The 16,703-nt window shown below is 39.5% G+C and carries 14 protein-coding genes and 1 tRNA gene; 8 read left to right on the forward strand and 7 right to left on the reverse strand.

Features of this window, described 5'->3' with window-relative positions; translation table 11 throughout:
• Positions 1 to 302 precede the first annotated feature (302 nt).
• The 5 genes from HMAT_RS00485 (at position 303) to HMAT_RS00505 (ending at position 5,962) form a co-directional block, all read left to right on the forward strand.
• Positions 303 to 1,082 (forward strand): N-formylglutamate amidohydrolase, encoded by a 780-nt coding sequence (locus tag HMAT_RS00485; RefSeq protein WP_104380871.1) that lies wholly within the window; start codon positions 303 to 305, stop codon positions 1,080 to 1,082.
• Positions 1,072 to 2,904 carry a flavohemoglobin expression-modulating QEGLA motif protein gene (locus tag HMAT_RS00490; protein WP_104380872.1) on the forward strand — a complete coding sequence of 611 codons (1,833 nt, stop codon included), beginning with the start codon at positions 1,072 to 1,074 and terminating at the stop codon, positions 2,902 to 2,904. Before HMAT_RS00485 ends, HMAT_RS00490 begins: the two co-directional genes overlap by 11 nt.
• A 13-nt stretch (positions 2,905 to 2,917) precedes the next feature.
• Positions 2,918 to 3,931, forward strand: coding sequence for a glutathione synthetase (locus tag HMAT_RS00495; protein ID WP_104380873.1), 1,014 nt, complete (start codon positions 2,918 to 2,920; stop codon positions 3,929 to 3,931).
• Between the two features lie 232 nt (positions 3,932 to 4,163).
• The gene (locus HMAT_RS00500) at positions 4,164 to 5,147 is read left to right on the forward strand and encodes a lipoate--protein ligase (protein ID WP_104380874.1); all 984 of its coding nucleotides are present in this window, start codon (positions 4,164 to 4,166) and stop codon (positions 5,145 to 5,147) included.
• 47 nt (positions 5,148 to 5,194) lie between these two features.
• A complete protein-coding gene (locus HMAT_RS00505; protein ID WP_104380875.1) occupies positions 5,195 to 5,962 on the forward strand; it encodes a methyltransferase domain-containing protein in 768 nt (255 codons plus the stop codon).
• An 11-nt stretch (positions 5,963 to 5,973) separates the two neighbouring features.
• Here the strand turns inward: HMAT_RS00505 and ybaK are convergent, their stop codons facing one another.
• On the reverse strand, positions 5,974 to 6,450 hold the full coding sequence (gene ybaK, locus HMAT_RS00510) for a Cys-tRNA(Pro) deacylase (protein ID WP_104380876.1): 477 nt from the start codon (positions 6,448 to 6,450) through the stop codon (positions 5,974 to 5,976).
• 8 nt (positions 6,451 to 6,458) lie between these two features.
• A complete protein-coding gene (locus tag HMAT_RS00515) occupies positions 6,459 to 8,120 on the reverse strand; it encodes a DNA polymerase/3'-5' exonuclease PolX (protein ID WP_104383233.1) in 1,662 nt (553 codons plus the stop codon).
• A gap of 256 nt (positions 8,121 to 8,376) precedes the next feature.
• On the opposite strand from HMAT_RS00515, the gene HMAT_RS00520 reads away from it, so the two are divergent.
• The gene (locus tag HMAT_RS00520) at positions 8,377 to 9,501 is read left to right on the forward strand and encodes a peptidoglycan bridge formation glycyltransferase FemA/FemB family protein (RefSeq protein ID WP_104380877.1); all 1,125 of its coding nucleotides are present in this window, start codon (positions 8,377 to 8,379) and stop codon (positions 9,499 to 9,501) included.
• Between the two features lie 3 nt (positions 9,502 to 9,504).
• Here the strand turns inward: HMAT_RS00520 and HMAT_RS00525 are convergent, their stop codons facing one another.
• Positions 9,505 to 10,761 carry a hypothetical protein gene (locus HMAT_RS00525; protein WP_233789070.1) on the reverse strand — a complete coding sequence of 419 codons (1,257 nt, stop codon included), beginning with the start codon at positions 10,759 to 10,761 and terminating at the stop codon, positions 9,505 to 9,507.
• A 288-nt stretch (positions 10,762 to 11,049) separates the two neighbouring features.
• Between HMAT_RS00525 and HMAT_RS00530 the strand changes: the two genes are divergently transcribed.
• Positions 11,050 to 11,478 carry a nuclear transport factor 2 family protein gene (locus tag HMAT_RS00530; RefSeq protein ID WP_104380878.1) on the forward strand — a complete coding sequence of 143 codons (429 nt, stop codon included), beginning with the start codon at positions 11,050 to 11,052 and terminating at the stop codon, positions 11,476 to 11,478.
• A 94-nt stretch (positions 11,479 to 11,572) separates the two neighbouring features.
• Here HMAT_RS00530 and HMAT_RS00535 read toward each other — a convergent pair.
• The 3 genes from HMAT_RS00535 to HMAT_RS00545 form a co-directional block, all read right to left on the reverse strand.
• Positions 11,573 to 11,646, reverse strand: a tRNA-Ala gene (locus HMAT_RS00535).
• A 76-nt stretch (positions 11,647 to 11,722) separates the two neighbouring features.
• On the reverse strand, positions 11,723 to 12,472 hold the full coding sequence (bla, locus tag HMAT_RS00540) for a BlaB/IND/MUS family subclass B1 metallo-beta-lactamase (protein WP_104380879.1): 750 nt from the start codon (positions 12,470 to 12,472) through the stop codon (positions 11,723 to 11,725).
• A 66-nt stretch (positions 12,473 to 12,538) separates the two neighbouring features.
• Positions 12,539 to 12,877, reverse strand: coding sequence for a cupin domain-containing protein (locus tag HMAT_RS00545; protein ID WP_104380880.1), 339 nt, complete (start codon positions 12,875 to 12,877; stop codon positions 12,539 to 12,541).
• A 226-nt stretch (positions 12,878 to 13,103) separates the two neighbouring features.
• Between HMAT_RS00545 and HMAT_RS00550 the strand changes: the two genes are divergently transcribed.
• A complete protein-coding gene (locus HMAT_RS00550) occupies positions 13,104 to 15,017 on the forward strand; it encodes an AAA domain-containing protein (RefSeq protein WP_104380881.1) in 1,914 nt (637 codons plus the stop codon).
• 50 nt (positions 15,018 to 15,067) lie between these two features.
• Here the strand turns inward: HMAT_RS00550 and HMAT_RS00555 are convergent, their stop codons facing one another.
• The gene (locus HMAT_RS00555) at positions 15,068 to 16,591 is read right to left on the reverse strand and encodes an acyl-CoA dehydrogenase family protein (RefSeq protein ID WP_104380882.1); all 1,524 of its coding nucleotides are present in this window, start codon (positions 16,589 to 16,591) and stop codon (positions 15,068 to 15,070) included.
• Positions 16,592 to 16,703 lie beyond the last annotated feature (112 nt).

The following is a 16,703-nucleotide window of genomic DNA, read 5'->3' on the forward strand; positions in this document are numbered from 1 at the left end:
TAGTATGTATATTCTTTTCGTATAAGAAAAATAAAAAACCTGTTAGCGGGGACTAACAGGTTTTTTATAAACTAACTAATTATTAACCTAAATTTATGAAACTAGTAAACATCTTCCAATAAAAATGCCAAGGCATAAAACGACCAGCCGGTTTAACGATTTTTAACGCTTTATATCGCCACAAAGGTGGCAAGAGATTTTACCGTTTGCATGTTGTTTTATTTTTCAAACCTTTTATTGCCTGTAAGCGTTTACTAATCGGAGTGAGCAAATAATAAGTGAAACTGTTTAAAATAAAGTACATGTCGCTGTCCTATCTTTATCAATTCGAAAATTATAGAAGTCCTTTTTGGGCCTTTGCAGTTCACGATGGCCATCACATCGATGCGGATTTAGAATCGTATTTGCATATTTCTCCCGAAAATCGGTTACGTGAAGAGGATCCGTATACCGCTATTTTGGCAGAATTGCCCTTCAATCGTTTTGTTTGTGGCACTTCGAGATTTCAATTGGATTTGAATCGGAATAAGGAAGGAGCAATTTATTTGACACCTGAACAATCCTGGGGAATACGGGTATGGCAAACACAATTGCCGCAGCAGTATAAAGATCAATTGTACGAATCTTATGATCGTTTATATCAAAAAATTGTACAACAGATTCAAAATACAATCGATCGGTATGGTTATTTTGTTGTTTATGATATTCATAGTTACAATGCACGCCGCGATGGCCCGGATACAGTTGTTGACCAGGTCAAAAATCCGCAGATTAATGTTGGTACAGAACATAATCACAGTAAATGGAGAGACTTGACAGATTTATTTTTAGCTAAGCTTAGAAAGGGCAAGGATGGGCAGGATTATGATGTGCGTGAGAATATTAAATTTAAGGGTGGTTTTTTGTCCGCCTATTTAAATAAGAAATTTGGTGATAAAGGCTGCGTTTTTTCCATTGAGTTTCGAAAGGATTTTATGGATGAATGGACGGGGGAGGTCTTTCCTCAAAAGCTACAGGAGTATAAACAGTTGTTAATGCAAAGTATAGAAACACTTGAATCCTATTTTGCCTATGAAAGATAATGCAAAGCAGCTGGCGGGCATTCTAAAAAAGATCAAAAATAAAGAGGTTTTTCATGTTCAGATACCACCAAAGAATAAACTGGTATTCAATCAGGTTGTACCTTACCTATTTCTTTATCGGCAGTTTTTTAGTCCAGATCCGATGTTGGCGGAATTGGTGAAATCAGAACCTGCATATTTTAGAGTGAAGGATCCGGAAATGAATGTGTCCGACTGGATTGCTCCCCTACTCAATCAGCTTGTTGAAGAATTTGGCGCCTGTCTTATTATAGAGGCATGGACCGCAGGACAAGGCCAGGAAGAGGATATCCAGATCCATATCGCCCGGAAAAATGTGCAATCCATTGCTCAGTATCTTGGAAAACAATTGGAAACAGAGGAATCTATTGCTAAGGTTGAGATTGTGACCGAATCGAAAACCAATGCGACACAGAGTCTTTCACCCGCAAGTATCCAACTAGATAAGTTAAATAGCAATATTCTCTACATGGGGCTGGAAATCAAACCGAAGTATCTATTGGGAGCTAATCAGCAAATACTGCCGATCGACCTGCGACATTTTCGTGAAGCAATATCCAGGAGCTTGTCCAAGACATTTTTTGAGTTTATTCGGATACATACCCTCTCAAAACCGACATCATTTAAAATAAGTCATCCCAAAAAGATGCTTCCATTGGCTTGGGAAATTGATCAAAAACTGGCGCGTGAAAGCCAACGTTTTGATTTTCTATTATTAATTACTCCGACGAATTCTTACGATGCATGGCTACAGTTCAGAAAAGGGAATTATCGTAAAGTGCCTGTTTTTCGTTACCGACCTATGCCCATTGATCCTGATATTATCAAACGGAATTTGTATAATCTGCATATTGAAGATCTCTACGACCCATCGATTGCTTATTTGTTCCGAGACAAACGCAAAGAGCTTGATCAGATGATGACTATGCTCAGTGAGCGAGGGAAAGAAGGATTTTTACTCGGCAGCATGCAGGTTTTTGGTACAGTCAATGAGAAACTGCTCGAGAAAGCACAGGCCATCTTAACAATCACAGTGACGGATAGGGAAAGTAGAACAAAAGAAGAAGATATTGTCTATGCCGAAGAATTTGCCAAACTAGCCCAGGAGGAACTGGATTATTTAAAAAGTCAGGATCCGAATTTTTCTACTACTGTACGGCTTCGAGATGATATTTACGGGGTCATGGTCAATCAGGGTGTGTTAAACATCAGTAAACAATATAGTTTGCCAAGGAATAGGGTACAGGCACTAATCCAGCATGAAGTAGGGACGCATATCGTTACTTATTACAATGGCAAACAGCAACCTTTCAGTCTTTTTAGATTGGGAGTACCCGGCTATGAAAAGCTTCAGGAGGGGCTGGCGGTACTTGCCGAATATTTAGTTGGCGGATTGACGAATAATCGGTTGCGTATACTGGCAGGCCGGGTGGTTGCGGTATACCACATGCAACAGGGAAACACGTTTTTAGATACTTTTGCACTGTTGGTAGATAAGTATCAGTTCCTGCCGGAAACAGCTTTTCAAATGACCATGCGTGTTTTTAGAAGTGGCGGACTCACAAAAGATGCGTTATACCTCAGCGGTTTGATCGAATTAATAAATTATATAAAAAGTGGCCGGGATCTTACCTTATTGACCATGGGTAAGATCAGGGAGGATTACATCCCGATAGTCGAGGAATTGATGCTTAAAGGGATCCTGAATGCTCCGGTTTTGACACCTAAATACCTGACATCTTCTTATAACGATGTACTGGCAAATCTAAAGAAAAGTAAAGGAATATTTCAGATGATACAATAATTAGCGACACTATATGAAGATAGCATTTGTTATTAATCAAACCCATAAAGAAACAGAACGTTTCACAACAACCCTTCTCGCATTGAAGGCACATCAGATGGGACATGCAATTTATTACATCGGATTAGCAGATTTTTATTATGAATCTGCCCACATCGCAGCCCATGTGCGGGAAGTATTGCCTGAGCAGGAAGTTACTTCAGCCAAGCGGCTGATGGAGGTGCTGCGAGCGACGACAAAGACAAAAATGAATATGGAGAAGATGGATGTAGTTTGGCTCAGATTCGATCCTGTTCTTGATATGGTCAATCGGCCCTGGGCAGCAACATCTGCCCTGCAATTTGCTTCGCTGTTAAAAGAGAAGGGGGTACAGGTGATCAATGATCCCGATAGTCTGGGAAGGGCAAGTAACAAATTGTATCTCGAAGGTTTTGACGAATCTATTCGGCCTAAGACAATTGTAACCAGGAATTATGCAGATGTAGTCGAGTTTTTTGAACAACAAAATAAACTGATTATTCTAAAGCCCCTAAAAGGTTCAGGCGGTAAAAATGTGTTTTTAATCAATAAAGATAATCAACAAAATCTAAAGCAGACAGTAGAAGCTATAGCGCGGGATGGTTACGTAATTGGGCAGGAATATCTTCCCGAAGCTGCGGGTGGTGACATCCGATTCTTTTTGCTCAATGGTGAACCTGTTTCAATTCATGGGAAATACGCTGCTGTCCACCGGGTACAACAGGGTGATGAAATCCGGAGCAACGTGCATCAGGGTGCGAAAACCCAAGCCGCAGTCATATCAGATGGATTACTGCAGATGGTTGATAAAATCAAGGATAAATTAATTCAGGATGGAATGTACTTCGTGGGGTTGGATATTGTAGGTGACCGTATTATGGAAATTAATGTTTTTAGTCCCGGTGCATTATGTCAAACAGAGGAAATTTTAAAAGAGGATTTCTCTAAATTGATTATCGAGAACCTTGAAGCAAAAATAAAATCTGCTAAACATTCCCCGTGCGGATAAGGATAATAGTGTGATTTCTCCGTATGCTTTTTTCTAAAAGATGATGAGATGTCGACAGTTTGATGAGCGTGAGTAAAAAGAATTCGGCTCCTGCAAAAAGTCTATTATTTTGGCTGTCATTTGAGAACTTAATCATAAAGCCCAGGTAAAATGTTCCAATGGCGGAAATTATGAGTTTGAGATGAATTAAGCCAGATGGATTCTTGCTAATTTTAAGAAAATAAAAAAATCGATGTTTATTATAGATTCACCTTCTCATGATGCTTATTTCAATATCGCCTCGGAGGAATATCTGCTCACCAAATATCCAAAAGAGCCTATATTTTTGTTGTATATGAATGATCCGTCAATTATCATTGGTAAATTCCAGAACACGCTTGCTGAAATAAACCTGGATTACGTGAACGATAATAAAATTAAGGTCGTTCGGAGAATGTCCGGTGGTGGTGCTGTTTATCATGATTTAGGAAACCTCAATTTCTCCTTTCATACGCTATTGGGAAATCTGGATTTTATGGATTTTTCGACCTTCACACAACCCATTGTTTCGGTTTTGAATAAGCTGAATATTCCGGCAAAACTGGAAGGAAGAAACGATCTCTTGGTGGATGGAAAAAAATTTAGTGGGAATGCCAAACTCGCGAAAAATGGTAAAATGATTCAACATGGTACTATTTTAATCGATTCGCAGATGCAAATATTGAGTGATGCACTGAAAGTAAATCCGCTTAAATTTGTTGATAAGGCTGTAAAGTCGAACCGGGCCCGGGTAACAAATCTGATCGATTATCTTCCAGCGGAATTTACAACAACAAAATTTAAGGAACTATTGATCACGGAGATGCAAAAAGAAAATCCCGGAGCGGAGTTAACCCAATTTTCGTTGGCTGATATTCAAAATATCGAAAAGATAGTCAAAGAAAAATATGAAACCTGGGACTGGAATTTCGGTTTCTCTCCGAATTATAATTTTAAAAAGGCGATAAAGATCCCTGCGGGTTTTATTGAGTTACACCTAGACGTACATAAAGGTTATATTGAACACGCCAAGATTTTTGGGGATTTTTTTGCTTCTAAGTCTATTCATGAATTGGAAGAACTGTTAATAGGGGAAAAGCATCAGTTGGAGGGAATTTCTGCACTGCTGAATTCGATAGATCTGAGTTCTTATTTTGGAAAAGTTGAAGTTCCTGAAATACTGGAATTGTTTAAATAAAAATTGTCTTATCAGTCCTGTTGGACTTCAAATAAAAAAATGTTATTATGCCTTGGAATCCAGATGTATATAATCAGTTTAAAGACATTCGTTTCAAACCTTTTTTTGATTTATCCGAACTAATAGTTTCGGAAGTAAAGATGAGAGCCGTTGACCTCGGATGCGGAACAGGCGAGCAAACGGCTATTTTGAGCGATAAATTCCCCCATGCGACATTTCTTGGAATAGATTCTTCTCCAGAAATGTTATTGGCCAGTAGTAAACTTGAAAATGAACGTCTAAAGTTTGAGAACAGCAATGTTGAAAATTTTTTGGAAACAACGGGTTCATGGGATCTCATCTTCAGTAATGCGGCGTTGCAATGGTTGAACGACCATCGTGTACTTTTTCCCAGGCTTATTTCCAAATTGAGCCAGGGCGGACAGCTGGCTGTCCAAATGCCTTACCAACCTGGAAATGTATTAAATAAAATTCTGTTTGAGATGGCTGAGGAAGAGCCTTATCGAAGTTATTTAGCTGGTTGGAATAGACCTTCATCAGTACTAAGTATTGATGAATATGCAGCGATTTTGTTTGATTCGGGCTTGAAAGATTTGGATCTGTCTCTTCGTGTATATCCAATTATTGCAGCAGAATCGGATATGCTTTATGACTTTATTTCTGGATCGGCATTGATTCCTTATATCGAACGATTGGACGAGGATAAGCGCCCCGAATTCATTAGCGATTTTAAAATGCGGATAAAGCTGTTCTTTTCGAGATTTCCGGCAATTTATGCTTTTAAACGTATTCTATTGTATGGACGGAAGGTGTAAAAATAAAGCTTTTAAATACTAATTAAGTCTGACCAGGTGGCTTGAGCCACCCGCGCCAGGTCGTTAGGGTTTAATATCATCTGAAGGCCCCTTTTTCCTGCACTTACAGAAATTTCATTTTCTAACTGAGCGGCTTCTTCAATAAATGTTGGAAATAATTTCTTCATACCAATGGGGGAGCAGCCACCACGAATATAGCCCGTTACAGTAAGCAGATCCTTCATGGGGAGCATTTCGCAATTCTTATTATTGGCGGCTTTTGCGATCTTTTTTAAATCAAGCTGAGCATTTCCCGGAATTACGGCAACAATATAAGGGTCTTTATTTCCTTTTAACACCAGCGTTTTATAAAGTGTTTCGGGGGATAGACCCAAGGACAACGCCACATGATCAGCACTTACATCGTGATCATCAACTTCATATTCTCTTAAACTATATTTTACTTTTGCCGTATCCAAAAGGCGGACGGCATTTGTTTTATGTGACATGACAATCTTTAAACGCTTTTGCGATTTGTAAAATAGTGTGTAATCTCTGCCAACGTATATGTATTAAGGCAATTTTTTGCTTCAAGTCCACCTTTTTGTGCAACAAAAATACCATACTGCATATCCAGTAGTCCTTCAGTGCGGTGGGCGTCGGGGTTGATCGATAGCAATACACCCTTTTCCACGGCATAACGATGCCATCTCCAATCTAAATCCAGCCTTAAAGGGTTCGCATTAATTTCAATGACGACCTGATTGGCGGCGCAGGCATCAATTATCTTTTTATAATCGAGCGGATAACCCGATCTACTCAATAAAAGACGACCTGTTGGATGCCCTAAAATTGTCGTATATGGGTTTTCAATTGCTTTAATCAGTCTGGTGGTTGCTTTTTCTTTATCCATCTTTAAGTTGGAATGGACAGAGGCCACAACAAAGTCAAATTTCGCCAATACCTCGTCGGGATAGTCCAGTGATCCGTCACTTAAGATATCGGATTCTATTCCTTTAAAAATTCTAAAAGGTGCCAGCTTTTCATTTAAGGAAGCAATTTCCTTCCATTGTTCTTCCAATCTTTCGATGGAAAGGCCATTTGCATAGACGGCAGTTCGTGAGTGATCACATATTCCAAGATATTCAAGACCTAATGTATCTTTACATTGAAGAGCCATTTGTTCTAAACTATGTACACCATCACTATAGCTTGAGTGATTGTGTAGCGTTCCCTTAAGGTCTTTAAATTGTACTAATTGAGGTAGGGTATGATTCTGAGCGCGTTCAATTTCGTCGAGACCTTCACGTAATTCCGGTTCAATATAATCGAGTCTTAAATTGCGATAAATAGCTTCTTCACTGGAAAGTGAAGGTAGATCAGAAAGAATATTGTACAAAAGATCCAAATGCACAGTGGAACCTGTACTGAGAATGAGGTCACGATAGAAATCATTGATATTCGTGCTGAAAACCTTGAATGTAAAACCGAATTCATCTGTGATTTCTAAGGAATTTTCTGTTTTCTCTACCAATGTGTAATTACCCAGAAATTTTTCTACGGATTCAATGCTTTCAGAAATGAGAAGATCTACTGTACTTAATACTTCGCACTTTCTTCTAAAATCTCCGGTAAAAGATAAGAGCGAAGAAGGAAAGTGTGTTTTTAGAGCAGTGTAAAATGCATCGGCTTGAGACAATACTTTGGCATACAGAAACCATCCTTGATTCGATATGGAAAATTCAATGGATTTTTTTATCTCTTCTTGGGTTTTTAATCCAAATCCTTTGGCTTCAACAAGACGGTTTTCATTACAGGCATACAGTAGTTCACCAACACTTTCTATCCCTATGTCTTGCCAGATAATCTGCACCTTTTTGGGCCCCAGACCTTTTATGTTTAGCATTTCAACAACCCCTGATGGTGTATTTGCCAATAACTCATCGAGCTCCTTGAACGTACCTGATTGTGCCACCTCTTTTGCTTTTTCGGCTGTACTTTTTCCTATGCCCTGTTGTGCGCTCAATTCTTCAAGCGAGGCCTCATCGATACGAAAAGGTAATTTGTCCAATTTAAAAGATGCACTAGCCATTGCCTTTGTCCGGAATGGGTTTTCGTTGTGAAGTTCCATTAATTGGCTGCACAGCTTAAAAATTTTAGAGATCGCTTTATTGTCCATCATCATGGTGAGTTGTTAGGCTACAAATATCCTAAATTTTGAGGCAAATTACCAACGAAGTAGACAATATAATCCCGTTAAATAATGTGAAAAAGCTATTTCTGATTAGAATAAAACCTTGTTTTATTAAATTAACAACAAAGTGACAAATGAATATCTGTATAACCGTGCATTTTGGCTAAGTTTGTCGTTTTTGGGTGTTGAAATCGATAGAGATATTGTGTTTTTTGAAATATCCGATAACAATTAGCGTGTTATGATAGCAGATATAAGTGACAAAGAGGTCAGTGACCTTTACAAGACAGGTATTATTCAACAGACTGCATATTGGTCTGCCGTGAAAAAGATGCAGGGGATAGCCTCGAAAGCGTTTAATTTCAAATCTAAACGTTCGGATCTTTATATAGGAGTCGAAGACGATGCTTACTTTGTGGGAGATTTATTGCTCATAATCCAGACGATCGATCACGAACACAGCATAGCTTATGTACCCTATGGGCCTGAAATAGAACCATCGGAAGAAAACCAAGGCCATTTTTTAGAGCAACTCTCCGAGAGCTTACGCTGCTATCTACCTCAAAACTGTATTATGATACGTTATGATTTATCCTGGGAATCACATTGGGCGAAAGATGACGATTGTTATGACCTTTATGGAAATTGGTTGGGTGTTCCAGAAAAACGGATTCAGGAAATGCGCTTTAATTTTAATACGGAACATTGGAATTTTCATAAGGCAAATACGGACATTCTCCCTTCTAATACCATTTTTATGAACCTTAGGGGCGAAGAGGATTATTTGTTGGCCAATATGAAATCAAAAACGCGATATAATATTAATTTGGCGCAAAGGAAAGGTGTAAAGGTGCGTTCCCTTGGCTTGGAAAGTCTGCAGATCTGGTATGAATTATATCGGCAAACAGCTGCTCGAAATAACTTTTTCTTACACGATATCAACTATTTTAAGATTGTGCTTTCAGCAAGAGCAAACGATACATTATCACCAGCGGACGTTTACCTGTTGGTTGCGGAGGTAGAAAATCAACCTTTAGCGGCAATGTTTCTCGTCATAGCGGCAAATCGGGGAACCTATTTATATGGGGCATCGGCTTCCGAAAATCGTAATTATATGGCCACCTATGCTTTGCAATGGCGTGCGATGCAGCTTGCAAAGGAAAAAGGGTGTTCCGAATATGATTTCTTTGGTGTATCTCCCCAGGCTGATCCATCACATCCCTTATATGGCCTTTATAGATTTAAAACCGGATTTGGAGGTGAAATCTATCATCGTATGGGCTGTTGGGATTATCCCTTAAACAATGAAAAGTATAGATATTACGCGTCCATGGAGTTTAAGAACCAAAGTTATCACTTGAGCTAAGTATTAAAATACTTCGCCCAAAGTCAGTCTTACACCACGGTGATTCGTACTAATCCCGTAGTCAATGCCGATATTGGTGCCTGAATTCTTATTAAATTTAATTCGGGCACCTGCACCTGTACCAATATTCCAGTCTGCAAACATACTGTTTTTTGGGCCGTTCACGGTCGTGAAATTCATAAAAGCAACAAAACCAAACAACCCATTTCTACTGATGTCACGACGGTATTCTGTTTCCAGATAATACAATGATTTACCTCGGAATCGACTTACTGGAAAACCTCTTCCAGAACTATTGTAGGGATCCCAGCCCAAATTAGGTAAATCAAGATAGGGCGCTTTACTATTAAAAACAGTCCAGAAAAAACTACGTACAGCAATCATATTCTGCTTGTTGGGATCCTGGGTCAATCGGTGATATCTTCTGATTTCGAGAAATAAGGATTCCCAATTCTGATCACTCCCCATAAAAACCGGATTTACGCGAAATTGTAAATTGGCATAATTGCCGGACCAAGTATTAATAGAATTCGCACGCGTATCATAAATGAGATTGAGACTCAGTCCTGAAGAAACAGTATGATCTTTTAAATCCGTGCCATAGGGATAGGAGGTGTATTCTGCAAGCGGAATATCACCGGTGGATTTGATGTTCATTCGATAATCCAGGTCATAACCAATCCCCATAAACAGTCCCCCATGTATTCTTTTCAAGGCGTGTTGATATAACCTAAAATAGCTATAGTCCAAATTGATCTGCTGGTCCCCATGATGTTCTTTTCCGATTCCCCAGGTTTCATGCGGGTATTTTAATAGCCTGATATCACCATCAATCACCCAGGTATTATCTTTTAGCCAGACATAGGAACGGATAGGGAGACCAAATCGCTTTCCAAAATTCGTGTAGGGCGTGAAAGTGACTTTCGACATATAGGTGCTCTTACGTTCACCCAGGTAGAATCCGGCTGTGGTACTTGTGATCAGCGCATGTCCACCTCCCGGAACGTTTGTTGAAAACGGCAAAAAAGAAAAGTAAAACTTTTTTCCTGTGCTATCGACCGACTGCGGTGGTTTTATCTTAAGGATTGCTTTTCCAATATCGATCAGGTCGCGCTGTTTACTTGTATCTGCAACATGTTTTGTAATTTCTATTTCATTGACTGGTCGCTGTGCGTATAATTTAGATTGGTATATCACCAACGAAACCATCAAAAGGGTGAAAATAGTATAGGAAGTATATTGTCTGTCGTAGTGTGCCATGAAAGCATGCAATCTAAGAGGAATTGGACAGAATTGCAATATTCTGTCCAATAAATTATTCTTTCTGTAGAGTTTTACCGATATGTCGGCAAAACCGAATTTTTATTCACCTATAAAAAAACGGCATTTACCGATTTTAATGTAATGTTAATCTAAATGTAATGGAATCAACACATGAGTTGTCTTAAATTTGAATCAGAAAATAAACGAAAAAAAAGCGCAACAAATTTAGGTTGTGTGCGACTAGAGAATAAGAAAATATACTAATACATTATAAATAGAAAATATATGAAAACTTTAGTAAAAACATTTGTGGCAACAGCAATGATAGCAATCTCCACGTGCTCAATGGCTTCGGTTAAACCGGAAGAACGAAATTTAATCACAGCTGATTTGGCTATTGACGAATACGTGGGTGCAATGACAGAGGGTCAAGTCGCGAACTTAGATAAATTATTTACCGCTGATTTTAATCAAAAAATATGTGGTAAACGAGATTTAAATCATGGCCGTTCGGAGATGATTGAGTTCTTGAAAAAACAGAAAGGAATAAAAATGAATTGCAAAACGACAACACAGATCGTTGAAGAACTACCAGATTATGCTATTGCGAAGGTGACTATGCAATTTGATGGTTTCTCTAAGACAGATTTAATTACACTTGTGAAGGAAAATGGCGCTTGGAAAGTTTCTAAATCGGTCAATTCTTACAAATAGGCAATCATTGTCAAAAATTGAAACGATTCCTGGAGGAATGAAGAAGTTATAAAATAACAAGAGAGGCTACTTTTAAAGTAGCCTCTCTTTCTTGTGGAGCATATCAGATTCGAACTGATCACCTCTTCGCTGCCAGCGAAGCGCTCTAGCCAAATGAGCTAATGCCCCTGCTTTTTTCTGCCGCTAAGATAATACCTTTTTTGTAAAAACAAAATTGCTTTTTTATTTTTTTAAGCATTATTATTTATTGCTTATCGGTAAGCAATTCTTCGGTACGTTTTATCTGTTGATTATCCCTCCATTCATCATGTCCGGGAATAACCATTTTTATCTGCGGATACTTCGCCGACAATCTTGCCAATGCCGGCTTCCAGGCTTTAACATCACCATCACCGATAAATCCTAAGTTTTTGGCTTCTGAACTTTTAATGAAGCAACCCCCATCCAGAATCTGATAGTCAGGAAACCAGACAACGACATTGTCCAGTGAATGTCCCGCTCCAAAAAAGTTCAAAACGAAGGACTGACCACCGATCTTATAGGTATTATTGATCTTAACGAGATGTGTAGCCTGGGCTTTATTATTTTCCTTTAGCAGGTCGTTGGTCATTTTTGTTGCATAAGTTGGAATTCCGATCCGATTATAATATGCAAATCCTCCCGCACGGTCCTCGTGCCAATGTGTTGCATATACCGCAATGACAGGAAGCTGATGCTTTTGTTTAATACTGTCCAAAAGCGGCTGATATTGCGTGGAATCCCAAGGCGTATCAAATAGAATAACACCTTTCTTGGTGATTAAGTAGACCGCATTTGCAGCATATTTGGTACCTTCAAAAGTATTGTAAGTCGTATAAAGATAAAGGTGTGAGTTGATCTTCTCAATGGATAAAGGCCTTTCCTGCGCCCGTAAAGATGAGAATACACAGAAAGAAAGACCAAAAAGTAGTGTAACTACTTTTGCGGAGAAGAAAGGGAATGTATTTTTAAACATAAGTAAATAAACGATTGTAGAGGATTAATATTGTATTGTTTTTCCTGATTAAATCTTTTTTATTGGCTACAACGACCTAATGAAATCTTCTCGATGTGGCGTGAAAGAATCTATCAATTCGCCTTCTTCAAGGCATTCGCAGCCGTGGATTAAATCAGGATAGATAATACAGGAGTCACCTTCGCTTAAGATCTCATCTGTGCCATCAATGTGGTACCTGAACTTTCCGGCGTTTACATAAGATATTTGTGTATGTGGGTGTTGGTGTAAGGCACCGACCGCGCCTTTTTTAAAATGTACTTTCATTAACATCAATTCCTTGTTATAGACCAATATCTTACGTTGTACACCATCGCCTAGATCCGTCCAACCCTGCGCATTATCATGTAGGAATATCTCACTCATTTTAATCGTTTATATTTGAAAAATTAATCAACTAATCGCTATTGCCAATGATAGCAAATAAATATGACTTTTATGGCTCAACTTGAAAAAGTTGTTGAACAACATCTATCGTTAGAGAGAAAATAACCTCATTTGTCCGAGAAAAATTGGATAACATCTAACAACTGATCGGCAAAATGTTTGAAAAAACTGTTACTTTGTATCTGATCAAAGCGAATGCACAGGTATGAATTATTTCGATGAACTTACTTCCCTACTAAATGAAGAACAGCAATATGATAAGGTGCAGCATGAGGCAATATTATTGCAAAGCAGTTTAAATGAAAGAAGAATGCAGGGGGTGACCTGGTTTCCTATTCAGATCATAGATAGTGAACTGGGGCGGGGAGATTATTTGTCAGTTAATTTGAAAAAAACAAATCAGCTCGATGTAGATCATCGATTCCGTTTTGGTATGCCTGTTTCTCTATTTTCAAACCATGACCCAAAGGCGGACAGGATAAATGGTATTATATCTTCGGTCAATAAGGAAATTATGCGCATTTCCTTTCGTGTAGATGAACTGCCGGATTGGAGCAGAAGGGGGAAACTCGGTGTGGACTTATTATTTGACGAGCATTCATACCGCGAGATGGCCAATGCGTTGCGACAGGCAAAGGAACTCGCAGCTGACCCACGACGTGGTAAATTGATTAGAAAGCTTATTGGCGCGGAACAATTATATACAGAAGAAAAAGAATTATTTTTTGAGCATCCAGACCTCAATGACGGCCAGAATAAGGCGGTTCAGCGGGTCTTAGACACAACAGACATAGCGCTTTTACATGGCCCTCCCGGGACGGGGAAAACGACCACATTGATAAAGGCAATAGCGACGTTGCTAAAGAGTAATAACAAGCAGATACTGGTTGTAGCACCGAGCAATACTGCGGTTGATCTATTGACTGAGCGTTTGGATGCTGCGGGGATATCCGTTACACGAATCGGTAATCCCGTTAAAGTATCTGAACACCTACAGGAGTTGACCCTTGATAACAAAATAGAGTGCCACAAGGCAAATAAGGATATAAAGTCGTTGCAAAAGCAAGTTAGAACCTATACCGATATGGCCCAGAAATATAAACGTAATTTTGGTAAGGCCGAACGGGAGCAAAGGAAAGCATTGTTTGATGAGGCTTACAGAATTCGAAAAGATGTGGATAAGATTCAGGATTTTATCGTGGCTGATATCCTCGATCGCTCTCAGGTAATAACGGCGACGCTTGTAGGGGCAAATCAAGATATCATCCGAAGTCGGTCATATGAGACGGTTGTTATTGATGAGGCAGGACAGGCGCTGGAGCCTGCCTGTTGGATTCCGATATTAAAGGCCGATAAATTGGTGTTGGCTGGGGATCATTGCCAGCTTTCGCCAACAGTGAAATCAAATAATGGAATGAACAATAAGCTTAGCAATACGCTTTTTGAGAAACTTGTCAATCTTTATCCCCAAGCAGTTTCGTTGCTCGATACCCAATATCGGATGAATGAACAGATCATGAATTATCCTTCCTCAGCTCTATATGGAGGTCTGTTGAAGGCTGATCGTTCAGTGGCGCATTGGACAATCGCAAACGATTCGGAACCGATCGTATATATTGATACTGCTGGGGCAGGATTTGAAGAAACGGAAAGTGATGGGGCGATCTGTAATCTCGGGGAGGCCCGTTTTCTGAAATCTCATTTAAAGACAGCTATCGCAAGTTGGGTGCAGTCTTCTCCGATCAAACAATGGCCAAGTATCGGGATTATAGCACCTTACCGAAAGCAAGTGTCCATATTAAGGGAAATGTTGGAGCAAGATGAAGAATTACAGCGGTACGCTGCTCTTATTAAAGTGCAAACCATCGATAGTTTTCAAGGACAAGAGAAAGATATTATTTATATCAGTTTGACGCGAAGCAATATCGAACAACAGATTGGATTTTTATCCGATGTGCGCCGGATGAATGTCGCCATGACAAGGGCTAAGAAAAAGTTGGTTGTCCTTGGCGATAGCGCAACGATAGGGATTCACCCTTTTTACCAGCACTTTATTGCTTATGCAGAAAGTCTCGGGCACTACCACAGTGTTTGGGAATGGGATATTGCGGAGATGTAATAGAAAAGAGGGACTGCGGAAAAATCCTTTTTCGCAGTCCCTTTCTATTTTTATAAAGAGGTGAAATTCATCCAGTCAGCCTTTTCGTCATAGTTCATGAGCGGCTCGGCATTATTGTTATTGGACAGTTGACCTACCAACATATAAAGGTCCATACTGACGTGTTGACGTGTGATTTCAGTCATTTTATCATTAAAACCAGCGTTATTGATTTGCAAGACATATTGAAAGCAAACAACACGGGCAATTATTTTTCCTAAGGTGACCATCTCGCGTTGTTTAGGTTGAAGCGGGAAATCGAAATTTAAAATAGAGGAGAAAAATGGAGCCGCAAGTTCGGTTGCAGGATTTATTTTCAGGAATGAAAGTAGATTGCTCTCCTTGCTTTTGCGCATCAGTTTAGCAATAGCTTCCGCAACTTGCGAATAGAGCATCTCGTTTGAACCTTCAAAAATTTGGAAAGGTCTGCTATCGACTAAACCGCGTCCGGCAACATGATCCAGTCTATAGCCATTAGCTCCAGACAACTGTACGCAGATCTGTGCAGATTCGTGCATAAGATCTGTTACCAGTGCTTTGACACTGTTGGCGTCTACACTGTGGCCAGAAAGATCATTCTGAATTGAACTGATCGAACTACTATATGCACACATCGCCGAACATATCGTAAAAGCAGCTTGCAAACGGGACAATTGAAACTTCACAGCATCCAATTCATTTAAAGGAATTCCACTGACACGTCTTTCGGTACAATGTTTCATGGCCTCATCCAACATCCGTTTTATGAAACCCATACCCATGCCCGGAAATTGAAGCCTGCTTCGATGCAAGGTGTCCAACATGAGTTTTATACCAGTGCTCTCCGGTGTTAAACGGTAATCTACCGGTACTTTGATGTCTAACTTATTGATGCCGTAGGGAATAGCGTATAGACCAAGGCTATTATACTTTTTGAGTACTTCAATTTTCTGCTCTTCGATGGAATTGTCGGTCACAAAGAAATCAATATCCCGTACAAGTTCACCATTCTCATTTTTCTTTCGGGCAGTAACCAACCAAAAGTCCGCAGCACCTGTCAAACCTTGCCAATGTTTTTCTCCCGTAATATGATATTTATCTCCATCTTGTTGGTAGGAGGTACGCATATTGAGGGCATCACTTCCGTAAGCTTGCTCTGTAATCATCAGCCCGCCCATGGCTTTATTTTCTAAAAATTGGTGGAATACTTTTTCCTGAAGTAAAGGATTGCCGTATTTAGCAAAAGGTTCCAAAAATAAAGCGATATTGATACCGAAGATCAAAGAAAGTGACAGTGACTCATAGGAAGCAGCGGCAAGCACCCCTAGACATTCTTTTACATGTACTCCGCGGCCACCATGGTGTTCTGGAATGGCAACCGAAAGTGGTTTCATGGCCATAATTTCACTTAAGAACTGCGGCGGTAAGCCACGGGTTAAGCTCAGGTTGTTGTAGTCGTATTCTGTATGGAATAAGCTTGATAATCTCTCTCTGAAGTTTCCGATAAATAAATCGAAATCTTGGGCCTTGTTCGTGTGTTCTAAAACGTTAGACATCGCTATATTAATTAAATGATGAAACATTTGCAATAGTAGATGTATACGATATAGCCTCAAAAGATAGCTGTGAATTTCTCCTACATCCAAATCGCTACACAAAAATAAACCA

Origin of the sequence: Sphingobacterium sp. HMA12 (genome assembly GCF_002933815.1) — a bacterium.
Taxonomy (GTDB): domain Bacteria; phylum Bacteroidota; class Bacteroidia; order Sphingobacteriales; family Sphingobacteriaceae; genus Sphingobacterium.